Here is a 19471-nt window from a genome sequence, read left to right as displayed (position 1 = left end):
CATGACCATTGCAGAAATCATTGCCAGCGTGTTGTTGGTACTGGCCACCATTCTGGTGATTGCTACGGTTATCGCCCTGTGGCGCGCCCCCGATGCCCTGACTCGAGTCAACCTGCTGGGCCCCACCGTGGGGTTGGCCGTGCCGCTGTTGCTCCTAGCGAAGCTCATCGTGGATTTCTCCGAGAACGGGTTCTCCCTGTGGTCACTGGTTCGCGTTCTCATCGCCTGCTTCGGCGTGTGGATCATCGGTTCGGTGGGTTCGTACTACATGGGCCGCTCCATCTACGGCGTGACGGTCACGGACGTCAAGTACGCCAAGCGTATGCATAAGCGTGCTGGCACAGTTGAGGCCAGCGACGAGGACGTATAGACAGGATAGGATTAAACACATGAAGCTCATCACTGCCATCGTCAAGCCGTTCACGCTGCCAGATATCCGCGAGGCCCTCGAACAGCACAACGTCCACGGTCTCACCGTTACTGAGACCCAAGGTTTCGGCCAGCAGCGCGGCCACAGCGAGGTCTACCGCGGCGCCGAATACGCCACGGATTTCGTGCCCAAGGTCAAGCTGGAGATCGTCACCTCGGATGACCAAACAGAAGAGATTATCTCCGCTGTCGTTGATGCCGCCTACACCGGCAAGATTGGGGACGGCAAGATTTGGATCACCCCGGTCGAGGACATCATCCGCGTGCGCACCGGCGAGCGCGGCGAGTCGGCCCTGTAGACCTTGCCTACTGCCGCAGAACTGCGTGAGGAGGCCTTCGCGGCAGCCAACCGTCTCACGCAGTCCCTTGTCCTACCACCAGGCTGTGCCTTAGCGGCCACCGGGTCTTTTGCCCGCCGCGCTATGACACCGTTTTCGGACCTTGACCTTATCCTCCTGCACCCGGAGGGGACGACGCTGTCCGACGACGTCGTTTCAGTAGTATGGTATCCCATTTGGGATGCCAAGTACCGACTCGATTACGCGGTGCGCACCCCGAGTGAATTCGCCGCTATCGCCGGCTCTGACCCCGCGGCGGGTTTTGCCCAGCTAGACCTCGCATTCGTTGCGGGGGATAAGCAGCTTGTCGATTCCACCCGGGCCCAGGTTTATGCCACGTGGCGCCGCCTCCTGCAGCGCAATTTTGATGCTTTTGTTGATATCGCCATCGCGCGCTGGCGCCGCTCCGGCACTCTCGCCACGATGACCCACCCGGACATCAAGAACGGCCGTGGGGGATTGCGTGATATCCAGTTCCTTCGAGCTTTGGCCCTTGGCAACCTTGCGGACGTTCCCCCTCTGGAGGCCGAAAGGGCCTTGCTTCTCGACGTCCGCACGCTCCTCCACGTCACCGCCCGCCGCCACCGCGACGTACTCGATCCCGAGTTCGCCGCCGAAATTGCGCAGCAGTTAGGCTTTGCCGACCGTTATGAGTTGTCCTCCGCTGTGGTGACGGCCGCTTTAGCGGTGGATAAGGCTATGGAGAGGGCGCTGGCGACGGCACGAGGGGTCGTCGCCAAGCGCAGCCCTAGCCGCTCCCGCAAACCGTTGGATATTGGCGTCGTTGATGCCGGCGGTGAAATCCACCTTGCCCGCACCGCTGACTTGACCGAACCATGGCTGTTGCTGCGCGTGGCGGCTGCCTCAGCGCGGTCGGGCCGACCAGTGGCTGACAAAGTTTGGGAGCAGCTTCGCGAACTCCCCGCGCTTCCCGAGCGGTGGACAGCCGCGGCGACAGATTCCTTCTTCGCCCTGCTGTCCTCACCCGTGCACACACCTCGTCTTATCCAAGAGATGGAGGCACACGGTTTGTGGGAGAGGATCGTCCCCGAGTGGGCGCATATTCGGGGGCTCCTACCGCGGGAACGCACGCATGCGCACACCGTGGACTATCACTCGATTCTTACCGTGGCCCGTTGTGCCGATGCACGCACCTCCGTCGCACGGCCCGACTTGTTGTTGCTGGCAGGGCTCTATCACGATATTGGTAAAGGCTTCGGCCGCCCACACTCGGTGGTAGGTGCGGAAATGGTGGCCCGGGCGGCCGCGAAGCTACGTCTTGACCTTGCGGACCGGTCGCGAGTGCAAACCGTCGTGGCGGAGCACACAACGCTTGCACGTATCGTTTCGCGCACGGACCCAGAATCGGACACTGCCCGTGACGAGCTCCTTGAAGCTGTGCGCTACGACTACCTGACCCTTGCACTCCTCGTCGCGCTGGCGCAGGCGGATGCGGAATCAACGGGGCCAGGGGTGTGGAATCCGCGCTTGGCTCGCGGCATTGAGACGGTCAGTCGCCGCGCCTTTGAGCAGCTCGAATCTCTGCGCCCGACGAAACCCTGGGTGGCCGCCGACCGGGACATGGGGTTGCGGTACAACCCAGAAGACGACATCTTTACCGTGGTGTGGCGCGGAAACTATCAACGCGAAGCCGTGCGAGCGCTTGCGCTCATCGCGGCCTTCGGATGGTTCATTGTGTCGTCACGTCTCGTGCGCACCTCGGAAGGCTATGCCGGCGAATTCGATGTGCGTGCCCTGCAGGGCAGCATCGACCTGGTTTCGGACGAGCAGCGCCTTATCCAGGCCTATAAATCAGGAACCCACTCCGTGCTGCCGCCGTTTGTCCCAGGGCCCGCAACCGCCATGTGGACTGGAGGAATCTTCGAGATCCGCATCGACGATTACACCGGCACCCTCGGTCATGTGCTGTCGCTGTTGCCTGATTGCGAGTGGCTGTCGACAACCACGCCGGGCTCCACGATGGTGCTTCATGCGCTTCCGAGTGAGGACATTCCCCGCGCGGCGCTGGTCCGGAATGTGACCCAAGCACTGGTCAACGGCTAAGCTGGGGGAGTTAAAAATTATCGACGATAGTTGAGGGAGCACTCCGACGTGTTTGAGTCTTTGTCTGACCGCTTGCAATCAGCCCTGTCAGGCCTGCGCGGCAAGGGCAAACTGACCGAGGCAGACATTAATGCCACCGCGCGCGAGATCCGCCTCGCGCTGCTGGAGGCCGACGTCTCGCTGACCGTCGTTCGCGGCTTCATCAAGCGCATCAAGGAGCGCGCCGCCGGCGCTGAGGTTTCTGAGGCACTGAACCCGGCGCAGCAGGTGGTCAAGATTGTCAACGAGGAGCTCATCGAGATTCTCGGTGGCGAGACCCGCCGCCTGAACTTGGCAAAGAATCCTCCGACGGTCATCATGCTTGCCGGCCTCCAGGGTGCAGGTAAGACCACCCTGGCAGGTAAGCTTTCCAAGCACTTGGCGTCCAAGGGCCACACTCCGATGCTGGTGGCGTGCGACCTTCAGCGCCCGGGCGCGGTTCAGCAGCTGCAGATCGTCGGTGAGCGCGCAGGCGTCGATGTCTACGCCCCGGATCCGGGTACCTCCCTCGATTCCCACGAGCATGAGATGGGTACGTCGCACGGTGATCCGGTGGACGTCGCCAAGCGCGGTATTGAAGAAGCCAAGCGCACGCAGCACGACATCGTCATCATCGATACTGCCGGCCGCCTCGGCATCGATGAAACCTTGATGACGCAGGCCCGCAACATCCGTGACGCCGTCAACCCCCACGAAGTCCTGTTCGTCATCGACTCGATGATCGGTCAGGACGCCGTCCAGACAGCCGAGGCTTTCCGCGATGGCGTGGATTTCACCGGCGTCGTCCTGACCAAGCTGGATGGCGACGCCCGCGGTGGTGCCGCACTCTCCATTCGTGAGGTAACGGGCAAGCCCATCATGTTTGCGTCGACGGGTGAGAAGCTCGATGATTTCGACGTCTTCCACCCGGAGCGCATGTCAAGCCGCATCCTGGGCATGGGTGACCTGCTCACACTTATTGAGCAGGCGGAATCCAAGCTGGATCAGTCCAAGGCGGAAGAAGCCGCCAAGAAGATGAGCTCTGGCGAGATGACGCTCAATGACTTCTTGGACATGATGCTGATGGTGCGCAATCTGGGGCCGATGGGCAACCTGCTCAAGATGATGCCGGGCGGCAACAAGATGAACCAGATCGCCGACATGGTCGATGAAAAGCAACTCGACCGAATTCAGGCCATCATTCGCGGTATGACCCCGCAGGAGCGTGAAGATCCGAAGATCCTCAACGCCTCGCGTCGCAAGCGCATCGCTAACGGTTCTGGCGTGGCTGTCTCCGATGTCAACCAGCTCATCGAGCGCTTCAACGAAGCGAAGAAGATGATGAACCAGATGGCCGGCCGCTTCGGCATGCCAGGCATGGGTGGTGGGCGCTCGGCGACGAAGAAGAAGCCGAAGGGCCGCAAGGGCAAGAACGGCAAGCGCAAGCCGCCGAAGCGCCGTGGCGGCGGTGGCGGCATGCCGGGAATGGGCGGCGGAATGCCGTCGATGCAGGAGCTGCAGAAGCTCCAAGAGCAGATGGGCGGCGGAATGCCGGACCTCAGCGATATGAAGATGCCGAAGGGCATGGAGAATATCGACCTCAACAACCTCGACTTCGGTCAGGGAAAGAAGAAGTAGGCGATTTCCCAGGCAGCAATATATCCGACTAAAGTTGGATAAAACTGTTCTCGCGTGGAAAGGTCCTCACTGTGAAGGCCAGCCCTGTGGTGCGCCAGATGCGCCACGACATCACTACCAAACCGTTCATCGCCATCTGGGAGGTCACCCGCGCCTGCCAGCTGGTGTGCCAGCACTGCCGGGCCGACGCCCAGCACGACCCCGCACCGGGCCAGCTCACCACCGCCGAAGGCAAGGCGCTGCTGGATTCCCTGGCCAGCTACGACAAGCCACGTCCGCTCGTGGTGCTTACGGGTGGGGACCCGTTTGAGCGCGGCGACCTAGAAGAGCTCACCGCGTACGGCACGTCCCTGGGGCTCAACGTGTCGCTCTCGCCGTCGGTCACGCCGCGTTTGACGCGCGAGCGCCTCGAGGGCCTGCGCGCGGCGGGAGGGTCCGCGTTATCGCTGTCTCTCGACGGCGCGAGCGCTGCAACCCACGACTACTTCCGCGGCTTCTCCGGCATCTTCGACCGCACGATTGAAATGGCCAGCGTGGTCACCGACGTGGGCTTCCGCCTCCAAATCAACTCCACCATCACGAAGAACAACGTCCACGAGGCCCCGCAGCTGTTGGCGCGGGTCATCGAGATGGGAGCCAAGCTCTGGAGCGTGTTCTTCCTCGTGCCCACCGGCCGCGGTACGGGCCTGGAGGCGCTGACCCCGCAGGAGCGCGAGGACGCGATGCAGTGGCTGCACAGCGTGTCCACGCGGATTGCCATTAAGACCACGGAGGGGCCGCAATATCGGCGCATCGTCCTACAAGCCCAGCGGGGAGAGAAGTACGAGGGCGGCGAACTATACCGCTTCCTTACAGCGGAGACCGAGCGGATTTTGGGCCCCGATCCCCACACGCGCCGCCCGCGGCCGCCGATGGCCATCAACGCGGGCTCCGGCTTCGTCTTCATCGACCACGTGGGGGACGTCTACCCGAACGGCTTCCTGCCGCTGCACTGCGGCAATGTCAAGAATCACCGACTGCCGGACATCTACGCCAACTCGCCAGTGTTTAAGAAACTCAGGGACCCCAGCGCGTGGAGCGGCAAGTGCTCCGTGTGCGAGTTTGCCTCGGTATGCGGCGGCTCGCGGTCCACGGCTTTTGCCATGACGGGCGACCCGCTCGCGTCGGACCCTACCTGCGCCTACGTGCCCGAAGCTCTGCGCTAGCGGGGGACTACTAGATGGCCTTGCCGGCAGGGAAGGCAGGGTAGGGGACAGGCTGATTGCGCGTTGAGGTGGGCGCAGGAGTGGACTGCTGTGAATCGGCGGCTGCTGCTTGCGCCGGAATCTCCGGGGCTTCTTGCTGTACCGTTTCACCGTTGAGAATCGGCGTGATGATGTCACGGATGAGCGGAATCATGGAGTCCGCGAAGGCCTTCGTGAAGTGGTGCATATCGCGGTAGACCATCACGTTGCCGATGACAACGGGGCAGTCACCAGCATCGTTGCAGAACCACTTGGAGGTGTCCACAGCCAGCATGTTCTGGTACTGGGACAACACTGCGGCACCAGGATCGTAGCTCTCGTAGACCTCCTCGAAGCGCATGCCACAGCCCAGGGCATCCTTGGTAGCAACGTAGCATTCATCAAACTCTAGGCCGTTGCCTTCATCGTCAAAACCCCACGGGTTATCGCGGAAGCCTACGAAAGGAATCTCGTGCTTGGCCAGCTCGTCCCAAAAAGCTTTGTAGCCTGGCGGGACCGCGTCAGGGCCGTGGCCGAAGGGCTGACCCGGACGGGTAGAGTTCGACACCACCAAGGCTGGGTCGGCATCGATGATGCGCTGCACTGCATGTTTGCTCCATTCCGCGCATTCGGGCTTCACTGAGAGCTCATCGCCCAACTCCAGCGGGCAGCCCACGCGGGTGAGCGGGACAAGCTTAAAGCCCATCTCACGGCCCAAGTAATCCAAAGCAGAGGAGTACTGCTCGGCGTGTGAACCGCCTACCAGGAACACTTCGACATCGGAATCCATATCGCCAAAGACACATGGAGTTTCGCCGTCTCTGCGGGTTTCGAAGAAGAAGTCCGTGGGCTGGCCTTCCGGAATGAAGCACCAGTTATCCGCCACCGGCGGGGTAATACCGCGCGCCAGGATGGGGTCAGGCTTAAATTCGACGTTATCGGGAGGCGTGATGCCATAGGGGAAGGTGGTTGCTCCTGGGTAGAGCGCCGGATCCAGCACCTCAGCATTGGCCTCGTCCAAAGTACGTGCCCACAGTGGCTGAATAGCCACGAGCGCCACGGTGCAGGCGGCTACCACGACACCGCCAACTCCGCGAGCAGCGCCTTTTCGGGTCCGCAGGTCAGCGAGGCCACGCTGGACCGGGAGGTCGTCGGCAAGCGGGCGTTTGCGGTGCTGACGCAGGGGCTTCTCGACGAATCGATGAGTCAGATCCGCTAGCCCCAGCGACACCGCGATGATGATGACGCCCAGCCACCATGGAGGAGTTTCCAGACCCAGAGCTACCGTAAAGATAATGAGCAGGGGCCAGTGCCACAGATAGAGTGGGTAAGCAATGTCACCCAGCCAGCGGGAGATACGGGCGGTCAGTACTCGGGAGAGAGAACCACCGGAGCCGATGATGATGAGGACAGCGCCGCCAATCGGCAGCAGTGACAGCGGGCCGGGGAAAGCCAAAGTATCGGAGATGACAAGGCCCGTGCAGGCCAGGGCAACCAAACCCACAGCAGTGGCGATGTTGGACAGGCGCTGCGGCATCTGCAGGCGCGAGCCATAGATTACGAGCACAGCACCTAAGGTGAGTTCCCACGCGCGCGACCACGTGGAGTAGTAGTTCTCCGGGGTGCCGAAAAGGCCGTCACGGCTGGCATAGGCGAAGGACGCGATGGTGACCACAATAAGAATGGGGCCAGCAATTGAATTAACGGTGGGGAAACGCTGGGGAGTAAGTCCGGTGTTCTTCGGACGAAGCCGCATGAACGCCGCCAAACCAAGGGCGAACAGGATGCCGATGAGATAGAACTGGCCCTGTACTGCCATGGACCACATGTGCTGTAGGGGAGACGTCGTCGCTGATGCCGCAGCATAGTCGGCATTCTGGCGTGCCAACTCCCAGTTCTGGTAGTAAAAGACCGTCGCCGTAATTTGCTTTGTGAGCTCGGTGTTCATGAGCTCCGGGGCGCACAGTCGAACGAGGACATAGCTGGCGCCGATAACGAGCACTAAGGAAGGGACGAGGCGGCGAATCGTTCGCCAGATGGGCCACCACGGGTTGAGGGAGGCATTCGGGCGTGCGGCGTAGCGAAGCTGGGAACCCAGGAAGAAGTAACCGGACAGCAACAGGAAGACGTCCACGCCACCCGACACTCGGCCGACGAAGACGTGGTAGATCACGACCAAAGCGATCGCGATGCCACGCAGACCGTCAAGGTCGTAGCGGTAGCGGAATCTAGATGGGGCTTGTTGAGTCATAAAAAGATCTATGTGTGGCAGCGAATTGACCGCATTACAGACTACCCCTTTCACGGGGAGGGGCATAATAGTGCGGCGAAAGGGTGGATTTCCTATTTTCCACCTGTATCGCTAAAGTTAGTGGGGTTGTCCGCGTACTGTGCGTGGATAACACTGACAACTTCATTTCTGCGTAACGCCGCAACCGCCTACGGACGGCCGGCACGTCACGCGCAGGATAAATCCAAGGGTTGAACCGGCGCGCCATTCCAAGGCGCGTGTCTGCACTGCCCGGTGACTAGAAAAGGAGCCAATCATGGCTGTAAAGATTAAGCTGCAGCGTATCGGTAAGATCCGCAACGCTGAGTACCGCGTCATTGTTGCTGACGCACGCACCCGTCGTTCCGGCAAGGCTATCGAGAACATCGGTATCTACCAGCCGAAGCAGGAGCCGTCCCTCATCCAGATCGATTCCGAGCGCGCACAGTACTGGCTGGGCGTCGGCGCTCAGCCGACCGAGCCGGTTCTCGCTCTGCTCAAGGTGACCGGTGACTGGCAGAAGTTCAAGGGTCTGCCGGGCGCAGAGGGCACCCTGAAGGTTGCTGAGGAGAAGCCATCCAAGCTGGATCTCTTCAACGCTGCTCTGGCTGAGGCCAACAACGGCCCGACCATCGAGGCCATCACCGAGAAGAAGCGTAAGGCCAAGGAAGAGGCCGAGGCTAAGGCTGCCGCTGAGAAGGCTGCCGAGGAGGCCGCTGCTGCTGAGGCCGCTAAGGCTGAGGAGGAGGCCGCTGAGGCCGAGGAGTCCGAGTCTGCGGAGGCCGAAGAGTCTGCAGAGTAATCGCACTCGAAAAATCTAATCCCCGCTAGCCTGAGCGCCAGCGGGGATTATTTTATGCTTTTTTGCAATAGCGGTGAGGATCCGAGGAATTCTCAAAGTCCAAGCCGCGAATGGCAGAGGCAAAGACAGCCTTCGCCATCTCCTCCCTTTGCTCATCTGATAGCGACGCTAAGTGGCCGCTCGTGCACAGGACGGTAAAGCCATGCACCGTAGACCACCCCGCCAAGCAATTGCGCATCATGTGCTTCCGGTCTGGGACCTGGCCGCATTCACGAGCGTATTGCTCCATGTAGCAATAAAAGTTATGCGCAGCTTGTACGCGCGGGTCCTCGTTAGGGCCGTCGGTCGCGGTTGCCAAGCCGCCAGGAATGTCGTAGCCACGTGAGGCCATCATGCATTCGAAGAAGTCTGGCTCATCGAGGGCGTAGTGGTAGTAGGCAAACCCGGCTGCCATCATCTTGTCCACGATGGTGCCCTCGGTGTCCTGGAAGGCAGCGCTGAGACGTTCGATGAGCTCAGCGGTGGAGGCGTTTGCGACGGCGTCGAGAAGCTCGGCCTGGTCTTTAAAGTGGCGGTACGCGGCGGTGGGGGAGACTCCCACGGCGCGGGTGGCCGCGCGAATTGTGACGGCTTGGGGGCCTCCTTCGCGGCCAAGGGTGATGGCCTCGTGGAGGATCGCCTCATGCAAATTTCCGTGGTGGTAAGGCTTAGAAGTGTTCACGATAGAACGATGCTACTACGTGTCTATACATTCGCGCTAGTGTTCGGCGTTAACATTGTGAGCAGCATTAATGCTGGCTCAGTGCCACAGGCCACCGCATGCGGTACGTACGCTGGGAGGTGCACTACACGTCCGGGGGTGAGGGTTTCGTCCCGTTCCCCGCAACTAAAAGTTACCGAACCATGCAGAACCTGGACCGTGATAGGGTGCGCTGCTTTGTGATCGGGAAGGTCCTGGCCAGGCGTGAAGGAAAAGAGAATCAGGTTCGCGCCGTTGGCGCTGAGCACGCGCTTGACCGCTGGGCGTGGGCGCGTGGGGTCAGGAGTCGGGGCTTCGTCGAGCAGGTTCAGAGTAGTGAGCACGGAACCGCCGTGGGTCGCATCGCCGAACGTGGTGGCATCATTGATGGGAAGGTCAGTCATACTTTCCCAGGCTATCCCGTTAAGCTTTAAGGCATGGAACTACTTATTGGCCGCGTGGTGAAATCCCACGGCATCAAAGGCGAGGTTGCCGTCGAAGTAACCACGGATTCCCCCGAGGAACGCTACGTCGTGGGCGAGGTCCTTCATGGAAAACAAGGAAAGAAGGAACACGAGCTCACTATCGCCACGCTCCGCGAGCATAAGGGGCGTTTGCTCATTAGCTTTAAGGAAATCCCTGACCGTACCGCGGCAGACTCGTTGCGAGGAACCCAGTTCTTTGCTGAGCCTATCGAGGATCCGGACGATGACGGTTTCTATGACCACGAGCTAGAAGGGCTTCGAGTACGGCTCGATGGCCAGGACATTGGTGAAGTAACCGGCGTGACGCACGGCCCTACGCAGTCACTACTTGAAGTAGAGCTGGCGAGCGGTAAAGAAGTGCTGGTTCCTTTCGTCGAGGCGATTGTCCCGGACGTTGACCTTGATGCCGGTACCTGCACCATTACCCCGCCGGAGGGGCTGCTGGAACTATGAGAATCGACGTTGTCACTATCTTTCCCGAATACCTTGACCCGTTGCGGCACGCGCTGCTAGGCAAGGCGATTGAGCAGGGAAAGCTTGCTGTGGGGGTGCATGACCTGCGTCAATGGGCTACGGACGTGCACAAGTCCGTCGATGATTCCCCGTATGGGGGCGGGCCTGGGATGGTCATGAAGCCTGAGGTGTGGGGCCCTGCGCTTGACGACGTCTCCTCTGGCACCGCCTCCACCTCCGATCTCGACAGTGCCCTGCCGCACCTGTCAAAGCCGCGACACGACGATATCCACGGCGTGGAATCCCATGCTTATGCCGAGCCTAGTGTCGAAGAGAAGCCCCTGCTCATCGTGCCAACTCCCGCCGGAAAGCCTTTTACACAGGAAGACGCCCAGGCGTGGTCGGGTGAGGAGCACATCGTTTTCGCCTGTGGGCGTTATGAGGGGATTGACCAGCGTGTTGTGGAGGATGCCGCGCAGCGCTACCGCGTGCGGGAAGTTTCCATCGGAGACTACGTGCTCATCGGCGGTGAGGTGGCTGCACTTGTCATCGCGGAGGCCGTGGTGCGCCTTATCCCGGGAGTGCTGGGCAATCGGAGATCCCACGAGGAGGATTCCTTCTCTGACGGTCTTTTGGAAGGCCCGAGCTACACCAAGCCTCGCGAGTGGCGCGGTCTTTCCGTTCCAGACGTTCTGACGTCCGGCGACCATGCCAAGGTGGATCGCTGGCGCCGCGAACAGTCGCTGAAGCGAACACTGGAGCGCCGACCCGAGCTGCTAGAGACAGCTGAACTGGATGCCGCTGACCGCGCATACCTTGAAGCTCTGAAGGAGGATACGTCTTGGACGTGAGCACTGACCTGTCAATCTTGATGACTGAAGCTGAATGGAACAAGGCCCTGGCGGACATGCCACAGCGCCTACGCGAGGGCGGCGTCGAACCGCGTGACATCAACGCTGAGATCGTGTCCTTTACCTGCGAGCCGGACAATATCCTGGTCAATGAGTACATGACGAAACACGGTCATGCGCCGGTGAGCGAACATGTGTGGCGCGTCATCGTCAACGGCTCTTCAGATTTACCGCTGACTAAGGTGACCACGGCCGTCGCAGACTGCCTGCCGCCGCATACCTTGTGGTACGGCACCTCAGAAATTGGGCATACCGAATTTGGGCTGGGTACTTCCTGCGCGTGGCAGGGCGGGGTATAGGGTGGGAAGGTCTTAAGTCCCCGACCCATACAAAGAGGTTTTGTGAATATCGCAGCCACCATCGCCGGCGAGCTGGGCGTGAAAGAACAGTTCGTTGACGCCGCCCTCAAGCTCATGGCGGAGGGAAATACCGTTCCGTTCATCGCCCGCTACCGCAAAGAAGCCACCGGCGGGTTGGATGACTCGCAGCTGCGCATTATCGAGGAACGCTCGACCTACCTTCGGGAACTGGAGGAGCGCAAGGAAGTGGTGCTCGCCGCGATTGAGGAGCAAGGCAAGCTGACCGAGGAGCTGCGCGCGCTCATCGTGGCCTGTGAGACCAAGGCCCGCCTGGAAGACCTGTACCTGCCGTACAAGAAGCGCCGCAAGACTAAGGCGGATATCGCGCGCGAGGCGGGCCTCGAGCCGCTTACGGATAAGCTCATTGAGAACCCCTCGGCGGATCCGGCCGAGTTGGCGGGGGAGTACCTCACCGAGGGGTTTGAAGACACCAAGAAGGCTCTCGACGGCGCACGGTCGATCCTCATCGACCGTTTCGCGCTGGATGCCGACCTCGTTGGTGAGGTGCGCGAGCGCATGTACTCTAGCGGTTCCATGAACGCCGGCGTGGTGGAAGGTAAAGAGGCAGAGGGAGCGAAGTTTAAAGACTACTTCGAATTTTCTGAACCCTTTGAGAAATTGCCTTCGCACCGTATCCTGGCGCTGTTGCGCGGTGAGAATGAGGGCGTGCTGCAGATCAACCTCGATGCTGGCGAGGACGCCATGTACGAGGGCATGATTGCAGAACGCTTCGACCTCGACGTTGCCAGCTCACGCTGGCTTGCCGACGCCGTCCGCTGGGGCTGGCGCACCAAACTCTCTATCTCCTCGGGCCTCGACGTGCGCATGCGCCTCAAGGAAAAGGCCGAGGAAGGCGCTCTCAAGGTCTTCGCCACCAACCTGCGCGACGTGCTCTTGGCCGCTCCAGCCGGCCAGCGCGCCACCCTGGGCTTAGACCCCGGCTACCGCAATGGCGTCAAGTGCGCGGTGGTCGACCCAACGGGCAAGGTCCTTGCCACCACCATCGTGTACCCGCACCAGCCACAGCAGAAGTGGGCGGAGGCGGTGAGGGAGTTGGCGTCGCTAAGCGCTGCTCATTCGGTGGACCTCATGGCGATTGGCAACGGCACCGCTTCGCGTGAGACGGAGAAGCTCGCAGGTGAAGTCGCGGACCTTATTGCGCGGGCCGGCGGTGCGCGCCCCACGCCGGTGGTGGTGTCCGAGGCAGGCGCGTCCGTCTACTCGGCCTCGCAGCTGGCGGCTGACGAATTCCCCGAGATGGACGTTTCCCTGCGCGGCGCAGTGTCGATCGCACGCCGCCTGCAGGACCCGCTGGCGGAGCTGGTGAAGATTGACCCGAAGGCGATTGGCGTGGGGCAGTACCAGCACGACGTCAACCAGGTGGCGCTTGCCCGCACCCTCGACGGCGTGGTGGAGGATGCCGTCAATGGCGTTGGCGTGGACCTTAATACGGCATCAGCCCCGTTGCTGGAGCGCGTGGCCGGCGTGAATTCCACGATTGCCGCCAACATCGTGGCCTACCGCGACGAGAACGGGATGTTTGCTTCGCGCAAAGAGCTGAAGAAGGTGCCGCGCTTGGGGCCGAAGGCCTTTGAGCAGGCGGCAGGCTTCCTGCGTATCAACGGTGGCAAGGATCCGCTCGACGCCTCGGCCGTTCACCCGGAGGCCTACCCGGTGGTGGCGCGCATCGCAGAGAAGACTGGCTTGGGAGTGTCGGAACTCATCGGTAATTCTCGGGTGCTCGCCAAGCTTGCACCATCTGACTTCGCTGACGAGACCTTTGGTGTGCCAACCGTTACGGACATCATCGCGGAGCTGGACAAGCCCGGCCGCGACCCGCGCCCAGAGTTTAAGACCGCTACCTTCAAGGAAGGCGTGGACAAGGTCTCGGACTTGAAACCGGGTATGATTCTGGAGGGCACCGTGACGAACGTGGCGGCCTTCGGCGCGTTTATCGATGTGGGAGTGCACCAGGATGGCCTCGTTCACGTTTCCGCCATGAGCCACTCGTTCGTCTCCGATCCGCATGACGTGGTCCGTTCGGGCCAGGTGGTGAAGGTCAAGGTCATGGAAGTCGACGTGGAGCGCCAGCGCATTGGCCTGTCGCTGCGGCTTGACGATGAACCCGGCCAACCAGCCCCCAAGCGCCGCAACGGGAACGAAGGTGGTGGCCGCTCGGGTGGAAAGAACCCTCGCCGCACTTCGGCTCGTCGCGGTGGACGCTCCGACCGCGGCAGCGGCTCCATGGCTGACGCCCTGAAGAAGGCCGGCTTCTAACCGGGCTAAACCCCCGATCGATCAAACGGTCGGGGGTTTATACGTATGACAGGGCTGGAGTGTTCTGCGGGATCGCCAACGCCGCGGAGGCCCTGTGGGGGCGTCCGCGTGGTGGTGCGTGTCCTTGGTGGCGTCTGGCGGTTTAGCCGTCAGGTGGTCCGGTGTTAGCTTGTTGGGCTGCTTGATACGCCGCTTGGGCGGTGATTGGTTCTCCCCAGGGCGGGATGTAGTCCACCTCTCCGCGTAATCGGAAGACGTAGCCGGCTCCGGTGGGTTTCTCCGGGTCGTCATCGTTAATACCGTTGTGGTAGGCACACAACATGGTTAGATTCGGCGGGTCGGTAGTCCCGCCTGCTTTCCACGGCACCAGGTGATGCACGTGGGCATAATCAGCCGGTTTATTACAACCTTTCCTGGCACAGGTCGGGTGCTCAGCACTGGCCATGATGCGCTGCTCAAACCCGGCGAGGCGTTTCATGCGGTGCAGCCATACCGGCCCGATGGTGGGGTGGATGAGGGTGACGTAGCCGATCTCAGCAAACTTGTAGTTCAAAAACTGCGTGCCGGTCATCCGGCCACCGTTGGTGAGCTCGAGGATGATGTCGTCACCGTCGCCGGAGATAATCTTGTCGAGCTTATCCAAGGTGACAACCACGCTGGTGAATACGGCGGGTTTGGTTCCGCCGTGGGACTTCTTGAAGAAGACGTGCTTGGCTGCCTCCGACAGATTGTTCTGGTTGAGAGATTCTAGAACGCCGCGCATTTCGGTGACGGTCATGGGGTCATCGGTAATCGTGAGTGAATGCGGGCCTTCCGAGCGGTAGGTCATGCGCACCCCAGGTTTCGGCACACGTTTAGGCTTGAGTTCTTTTAAGCGCTTGGCTGCTACGGCGGGGATGTTTGGTGCTGGGGTGCCGGCAAGCTTGAGGCGTAGGTTCCAGGCATGCAGCTGATTTTTTAGCTTCTTGGTGTAGGACTCAATGAGGCTGAGCGTGGCTAAGTCGTGGCCTTGCTCTGCGGCCCGGTGGCGGGCGGCGCGTTGTTTACCCGTGAATTTCGTGGCGCCGAAGTAAATGTGGTTCAGGCGTGCTAGTTCGGTGGCATCGGCTAGCGAAGCGCCGAGTGCGCGTAAACGTTTCTCGCCTCCTACCGCTTGCTCCACCAGTGTGATCCCCGAGTTGCGGTAGGAGAAATAGGTTTCTAAATCCCCCATGCCCCAGAACCCTAAAGCACCCCAGGAAACCCCGCAACCGGAGGGGGAGCACGCGACATGTATACAACGAATGCTCGTAAGTGCACGCCAGTAACTCGACCGGTGGTATGTTTGTTGAAACAAACGATATAGTGGCCTCGCTCACGTCGGGTCTTTCGGCGGAAATGCCTGGAAAGACGGCTGACAGCGGACCTGAATTATCACCATGAGGAGACAGGAATGAGCCAAGCGACTAAAACGAGTACTGCGTATGCAGCGAATGATGCTTCGCCGACAAAGTCGGACGGGAGAGCTGACAGTAGCGAGGCGATGGGGTGGCACCGCGTTCTGGACTGGCGGCCGAGGAGCACACTGTCGCGCGTTCTGATTGTTTTTCTGCTCGTCGCACCCATTGTCGTTGCCGGCACCATGATGTGGGCCATGTGGGATCCCTCGAAGTACATGCGCAATATTGACTTGGCGGTGGTCAATGAGGATGTGGGCGTCGAGAAGCAAGGCAAGTACACCAACTACGGTGATCAGGTCGTCGAAGGCCTCATGGAAACGGAGTACCTCAATTTCGCCGAGGTCAGCAAGGGCGATGGGGATGAGGGCCTGCTTAAAGGTAAGTACCTCATGGTCGTGACCATTCCGAAGAATTTCTCTGAGCAGGCCGTGACGATTATTAGTGAGAAACCGGTCAAGCCGGAGATTCACTTCGCCACCAATGACTATTACGGCACGAATGGCTCGGTGATTTCGTCGAGCCTCATCCCGCAGGTGCAGACCAGCGTGGAGAACGCGATTTCCAAGAAATATGCCGACCAGGTCATTGAGGGACTCAACAAGCTTAGTGATGGCTTGGGAACGGCGGCGGAAGGCGCAGGGCGCTTGGACGAGGGTGCGGGCAAGTTACAAGAAGGCGGCGGCCGCGCGGTCGAGGGCATTGCCAAACTCGACTCCGGTGCGACGGAACTCAATAACGGTACGGGCCAGCTTCTGGATGGCACGACCCGGCTTAATGATGGTGTGGGGCGCTTGAGTGCTGGCGCCGCGCAATTGGATGATGGTGCAGCACAGCTTGCCGACGGCTCGGATAAACTGCTCGCTGGCACGGGGCGCCTTGCTGATGGTGCAGGCCAGATTGATGGTGGTGTTAATCAGCTCACGGGCATGCTTATTCCGCTTCTCAAGCAGGCTCAGGCAGTTGCACCGGCACTGCTGCAGCTTGTCGACGTCCTCCGCAGCCTCGGCATGACCGAGCAGGCCGAGCAGTTGTATTCTTTGGTGTCCAAGCTCGACCCGGCAACGAGCGGCAATATGGTGGCCCAGTTAGAGAAGTTGTCCGCCGGAACTGGCCAGCTTTATTACAACTTGTCCGACCCGAACTCGGAATACTTGGGCGGTATGACGGCGCTGAACGACGGTGCCCACCGTCTGGCCGGAGGAACACACGAACTGCGCAACGGTGTGGGTGAGCTCAGCAGTGGTGCCGTGCAGCTCCACGATGGTGCTTCTCGTCTTCATGGGGGCACAGGCACGCTCAAGGATGGCACAAGCCAGTTGGCGGCCGGTGGCACAGAGTTGAAGGCAGGTATGGACCAGCTCAAGGAAGGCTCCAACGAACTAGCCACCAAGCTGGCCGATGGCGCCGCGAAGGCTCCCTCCATCAGCCAACCAGATACCTCTGCACAAAACATGGCGGTGCCCATTAACTTCACCTCGTCCAATATTCATCCGGTGCAGACTGTGGTTAACCCGATCGACCCGACGCACAAGAACATTACGGGCGGAGCATCGATGCTCTTCGTGCTGGTCTTTGGCTTCCTCGTTATGCTGCTCCTAGCGATGACGCTGCCGTACTATCTGGGGCGGCGCAGTGGGGCCGCGTCCAGTCCGGTTCGTGGCGTCCTGGCAGCGTTTGGTGTGGTGGCAGGTCTCAACTTCCTGGTTCTGGGCTTCATGGCTTTCATGTCGGCCACGGTGGGGTGGTCCCCAGCCAGCTGGCCGATGATGCTTCTCGTTATTGCTGCGATCGCTGCGGTCGGTGCGGCGACGTATCAATTCTTCCTCGTCACCTTCGGCCGCAAGATTGGAGCAATCTTTTCCGTCGGCGCCTTTGCCCTCGGAATCATGGTCTTTGGCGGTGTGTGGCCGGTAGCTGCCATTCCACGCCCGCTGAGTCTGCTGCATCCTTTCCACCCGATGTCCTATGCGAAGAATGCCTTTACCCGAGCTACCGACGGTATCCACGATGGAACCTTCTGGGCGGGTATCGCCGTTCTGTTCATCGTGACCGCGTTGGCGCTGGTGGCCTCCTGCGTGGTCTTCCGAGCCCGCCACCACGGCACGGCTCGCATCCTGGATGAGCACCTCTTCCGCCCGAAGGTCGCGGCGAGCGCCTAGAAGCTGTACGCGCCGAGCCCGCCGGGGAGGTTGCGCAGCTCGATGCCCATTTCGGAGGCGAGGTCGGCGTAGCGCAAGGAAAATCCGGTGCTGCGCCCGCCGGAGGGGCAGGCCACGTACACCAAGTCTGAGTTGCAGGAGGCGAGTGCGCGGCGCACAGAGTCCTCATCTATGACGGTATGCCAAGGAAGTGACACCGCGGCCGCAGTGAGGCTGGGGTGTTCGGAAATGTCGAGGAGGGCGGCGTGGCCCTCGCGAAGCTCCGGCGGCAAGGTGTGCTGGCCGGACAATTCAGTTACGAGTGGACGGTCTGGGTCGGCGCCCACGCGCAGCGAGCGGAAGCTGCCGGGGAGAGCGTCGTAGGAGGTCACGCGCCCGACCATGTCTCGATGTTCGGGGAGCGCGCCGAGCGTGGCGAGGGCTGCGGTGGCCATCAGTCCGGCAATGACCGACGTCGTGGCCCCGAGAACCCCAGCTGTCGAGCACTCGAGGGACTCACCTGTGGGCGGGGAGGGGAAGAGATCGCGCAGGCCCACCCCGCGCCCGTCAGCGCAATTGGGGCCGGAGTGCCACAGGGCGGCCTGCCCGCCATAGCGCAGCACGGTCCCCCAGGCCAGTGGGGTGGAGGTGAGCTCGCAGGCATCGGCGACGAGGTATTTCGTGTCGAAGGTATCGGAGCCATCGAGGACGAGGTCAGCGGCAGCGCACAACTCGAGGACGTTAGAGGAATCGAGGCGCTCCTGAAGCGCGGTGATGGTGAGCTCGGGGGCGAGTTCACGGGCGCGTGCGGCTGCGACCTCCGCCTTGGGCTTGCCGACGTCCCCCGCACCAAACAACACCTGCCTGTGCAGGTTACTGATGTCGACGGTATCGGAATCAATGAGCGTGATGCGGCCAATTCCTGCGGCAGCCAGCTGCTGAAGGGCGGGGCAACCGAGCCCGCCGGCGCCCACGACGAGCACGTGCGCGGAATTGAGTCGTTCTTGGGCGACGTCGCCGAAGCCGGGCAAGAGGCGTTGGCGCGCGGTCCGGGCGAGTTCGGTCTCGCTGAGCATGATGGCAGTCCTTCTACAAGGGGCGGTGGTGGGCTACAGGACCTGATCAGCCCAGTTGGCCAGACCCTCGAAGGTGGAGGAGGCCTGGGCGTGTTCGCGCTGCGGGATGCGCCCAGCGCTGCGTGCAAGGCGACCTGCTTCGACGGCGTGGCGCATGGCGGTGGCCATGGCTTCCGGGTTCTGGCAACGGTTGACCGCGCTGGCCAGCAGCACGCCGGAGCAGCCCAGCTCCATGGCGAGGGTGGCATCGGAGGCGGTGCCGATGCCGGCGTCGACAAGCACGGGCACCGAGGCGCGCGAACAGATGAGCTCGAGGTTGTGCGGGTTGAGGATGCCCAAGCCGGTGCCGATGGGGGCGCCGAGCGGCATGACTGCCGCGGCGCCTGCATCCTCGAGGCGCTGGGCTGCCACGGGGTCGTCGCTGGTATAGGCCAGCACGGTAAATCCTTCGGCGCTGAGCAGCTCGGTGGCGTCGAGGGTCTCTACGACATCGGGCAGTAGCGTGTGTTCATCGGCGATGACCTCTACCTTCACCCACGAGGTGCCCAGCGCCTCGCGGGCCATGCGGGCGGTGAGGACTGCCTCGCGCGCGGTGCGGCAGCCGGCGGTATTGGGCAACGGCGCGATGTTGAGACGGCGCAGCAGTTCAAAGATACTTTCACCGTCACTGGTGCCGGCGTGGCGGCGCATGGCCACGGTGGTCAGTTCGGTTCCGGAGGCGACCAGCGCGCGCTCGAGGGCCTCGTGGCTGGTGGCACCACCGGTGCCCATGATGAGGTGCGAGGAAAAGGTGGTATTGGCAATAGTGAGCAT

17 protein-coding genes are annotated in these 19471 nt (G+C 61.5%); 11 read left to right on the top strand and 6 right to left on the bottom strand.

Annotation, left to right across the window (positions count from 1 at the left end; all coding sequences use genetic code 11):
* Position 1: 1 nt before the first annotated feature.
* From I6J26_RS01805 to I6J26_RS01785, 5 genes are all read left to right on the top strand, one after another.
* Entirely contained in the window at positions 2-370 is a 369-nt protein-coding gene (locus tag I6J26_RS01805; protein ID WP_039675976.1) for a Na+/H+ antiporter subunit G, read from the top strand.
* A 19-nt stretch (positions 371-389) separates the two neighbouring features.
* Entirely contained in the window at positions 390-728 is a 339-nt protein-coding gene (locus tag I6J26_RS01800; protein ID WP_115022750.1) for a P-II family nitrogen regulator, read from the top strand.
* A 3-nt stretch (positions 729-731) separates the two neighbouring features.
* On the top strand, positions 732-2831 hold the full coding sequence (locus I6J26_RS01795; RefSeq protein ID WP_115022748.1) for a [protein-PII] uridylyltransferase: 2100 nt from the start codon (positions 732-734) through the stop codon (positions 2829-2831).
* A 48-nt stretch (positions 2832-2879) separates the two neighbouring features.
* On the top strand, positions 2880-4487 hold the full coding sequence (ffh, locus tag I6J26_RS01790) for a signal recognition particle protein (protein WP_115022746.1): 1608 nt from the start codon (positions 2880-2882) through the stop codon (positions 4485-4487).
* Between the two features lie 98 nt (positions 4488-4585).
* Positions 4586-5692 carry a TIGR04053 family radical SAM/SPASM domain-containing protein gene (locus tag I6J26_RS01785; protein WP_181815460.1) on the top strand — a complete coding sequence of 369 codons (1107 nt, stop codon included), beginning with the start codon at positions 4586-4588 and terminating at the stop codon, positions 5690-5692.
* Positions 5693-5702: 10 nt separating this feature from the next.
* On the opposite strand, the gene I6J26_RS01780 is transcribed toward I6J26_RS01785, so the two are convergent.
* Positions 5703-7961 (bottom strand): acyltransferase family protein, encoded by a 2259-nt coding sequence (locus tag I6J26_RS01780; protein ID WP_115022742.1) that lies wholly within the window; start codon positions 7959-7961, stop codon positions 5703-5705.
* A 295-nt stretch (positions 7962-8256) separates the two neighbouring features.
* Between I6J26_RS01780 and rpsP the strand changes: the two genes are divergently transcribed.
* Positions 8257-8781: a 30S ribosomal protein S16 gene (rpsP, locus tag I6J26_RS01775; protein ID WP_115022740.1), complete on the top strand. Its 525-nt coding sequence runs from the start codon at positions 8257-8259 to the stop codon at positions 8779-8781.
* A 52-nt stretch (positions 8782-8833) separates the two neighbouring features.
* Here rpsP and I6J26_RS01770 read toward each other — a convergent pair whose 3' ends face one another.
* Together I6J26_RS01770 and I6J26_RS01765 are read right to left on the bottom strand one after the other, a co-directional pair.
* Positions 8834-9502 carry a TetR/AcrR family transcriptional regulator gene (locus I6J26_RS01770; RefSeq protein ID WP_115022737.1) on the bottom strand — a complete coding sequence of 223 codons (669 nt, stop codon included), beginning with the start codon at positions 9500-9502 and terminating at the stop codon, positions 8834-8836.
* Positions 9503-9525: 23 nt separating this feature from the next.
* Positions 9526-9924 carry a cupin domain-containing protein gene (locus I6J26_RS01765; RefSeq protein WP_115022734.1) on the bottom strand — a complete coding sequence of 133 codons (399 nt, stop codon included), beginning with the start codon at positions 9922-9924 and terminating at the stop codon, positions 9526-9528.
* 33 nt (positions 9925-9957) lie between these two features.
* Here I6J26_RS01765 and rimM point away from each other — a divergent pair, with 33 nt between their 5' ends.
* The 4 genes from rimM to I6J26_RS01745 are packed head-to-tail and all read left to right on the top strand — an operon-like array spanning position 9958 to position 14005.
* Positions 9958-10458: a ribosome maturation factor RimM gene (gene rimM / locus I6J26_RS01760; protein ID WP_115022732.1), complete on the top strand. Its 501-nt coding sequence runs from the start codon at positions 9958-9960 to the stop codon at positions 10456-10458.
* Complete coding sequence (gene trmD, locus I6J26_RS01755; protein WP_115022729.1) at positions 10455-11309, top strand: tRNA (guanosine(37)-N1)-methyltransferase TrmD; 855 nt, start codon at positions 10455-10457, stop codon at positions 11307-11309. Before rimM ends, trmD begins: the two co-directional genes overlap by 4 nt.
* The gene (locus tag I6J26_RS01750) at positions 11306-11668 is read left to right on the top strand and encodes a hypothetical protein (protein WP_239121806.1); all 363 of its coding nucleotides are present in this window, start codon (positions 11306-11308) and stop codon (positions 11666-11668) included. The genes trmD and I6J26_RS01750 overlap by 4 nt, the downstream gene beginning before the upstream one ends.
* Positions 11669-11710: 42 nt before the next feature.
* Positions 11711-14005 (top strand): Tex family protein, encoded by a 2295-nt coding sequence (locus tag I6J26_RS01745; RefSeq protein ID WP_115022725.1) that lies wholly within the window; start codon positions 11711-11713, stop codon positions 14003-14005.
* Positions 14006-14147: 142 nt separating this feature from the next.
* On the opposite strand, the gene I6J26_RS01740 is transcribed toward I6J26_RS01745, so the two are convergent.
* A complete protein-coding gene (locus I6J26_RS01740; protein ID WP_115022723.1) occupies positions 14148-15218 on the bottom strand; it encodes an HNH endonuclease signature motif containing protein in 1071 nt (356 codons plus the stop codon).
* Between the two features lie 219 nt (positions 15219-15437).
* Between I6J26_RS01740 and I6J26_RS01735 the strand changes: the two genes are divergently transcribed.
* The gene (locus I6J26_RS01735; protein ID WP_115022721.1) at positions 15438-17603 is read left to right on the top strand and encodes a YhgE/Pip domain-containing protein; all 2166 of its coding nucleotides are present in this window, start codon (positions 15438-15440) and stop codon (positions 17601-17603) included.
* Here the strand turns inward: I6J26_RS01735 and I6J26_RS01730 are convergent.
* Together I6J26_RS01730 and I6J26_RS01725 are read right to left on the bottom strand one after the other, a co-directional pair.
* A complete protein-coding gene (locus I6J26_RS01730) occupies positions 17600-18658 on the bottom strand; it encodes a ThiF family adenylyltransferase (RefSeq protein WP_115022718.1) in 1059 nt (352 codons plus the stop codon). The two genes, I6J26_RS01735 and I6J26_RS01730, sit on opposite strands and share 4 nt — an antisense overlap.
* A 33-nt stretch (positions 18659-18691) precedes the next feature.
* On the bottom strand, positions 18692-19471 hold the full coding sequence (locus I6J26_RS01725; protein WP_115022715.1) for a thiazole synthase: 780 nt from the start codon (positions 19469-19471) through the stop codon (positions 18692-18694).

The sequence above is a fragment of the Corynebacterium minutissimum genome (genome assembly GCF_016889765.1).
GTDB classification, from domain to species: Bacteria; Actinomycetota; Actinomycetes; order Mycobacteriales; family Mycobacteriaceae; genus Corynebacterium; species Corynebacterium minutissimum_B.
Note: the sequence above shows the minus strand (reverse complement) of the source record. Positions and strands in the feature narration are given on the sequence as shown.

What these genes read in the sequence shown, in the direction of transcription:
- rpsP (WP_115022740.1), top strand. Translation starts at nt 8,257, where the DNA reads ATGGCTGTAAAGATTAAGCTGCAGCGTATCGGTAAGATCCGCAACGCT.
- I6J26_RS01730 (WP_115022718.1), bottom strand. Translation starts at nt 18,658, where the DNA reads ATGCTCAGCGAGACCGAACTCGCCCGGACCGCGCGCCAACGCCTCTTG.
- rimM (WP_115022732.1), top strand. Translation starts at nt 9,958, where the DNA reads ATGGAACTACTTATTGGCCGCGTGGTGAAATCCCACGGCATCAAAGGC.
- I6J26_RS01725 (WP_115022715.1), bottom strand. Translation starts at nt 19,471, where the DNA reads ATGCTCACTATTGCCAATACCACCTTTTCCTCGCACCTCATCATGGGC.
- trmD (WP_115022729.1), top strand. Translation starts at nt 10,455, where the DNA reads ATGAGAATCGACGTTGTCACTATCTTTCCCGAATACCTTGACCCGTTG.
- I6J26_RS01740 (WP_115022723.1), bottom strand. Translation starts at nt 15,218, where the DNA reads ATGGGGGATTTAGAAACCTATTTCTCCTACCGCAACTCGGGGATCACA.
- I6J26_RS01780 (WP_115022742.1), bottom strand. Translation starts at nt 7,961, where the DNA reads ATGACTCAACAAGCCCCATCTAGATTCCGCTACCGCTACGACCTTGAC.
- I6J26_RS01765 (WP_115022734.1), bottom strand. Translation starts at nt 9,924, where the DNA reads ATGACTGACCTTCCCATCAATGATGCCACCACGTTCGGCGATGCGACC.
- I6J26_RS01805 (WP_039675976.1), top strand. Translation starts at nt 2, where the DNA reads ATGACCATTGCAGAAATCATTGCCAGCGTGTTGTTGGTACTGGCCACC.
- I6J26_RS01785 (WP_181815460.1), top strand. Translation starts at nt 4,586, where the DNA reads ATGCGCCACGACATCACTACCAAACCGTTCATCGCCATCTGGGAGGTC.
- I6J26_RS01800 (WP_115022750.1), top strand. Translation starts at nt 390, where the DNA reads ATGAAGCTCATCACTGCCATCGTCAAGCCGTTCACGCTGCCAGATATC.
- I6J26_RS01735 (WP_115022721.1), top strand. Translation starts at nt 15,438, where the DNA reads ATGAGCCAAGCGACTAAAACGAGTACTGCGTATGCAGCGAATGATGCT.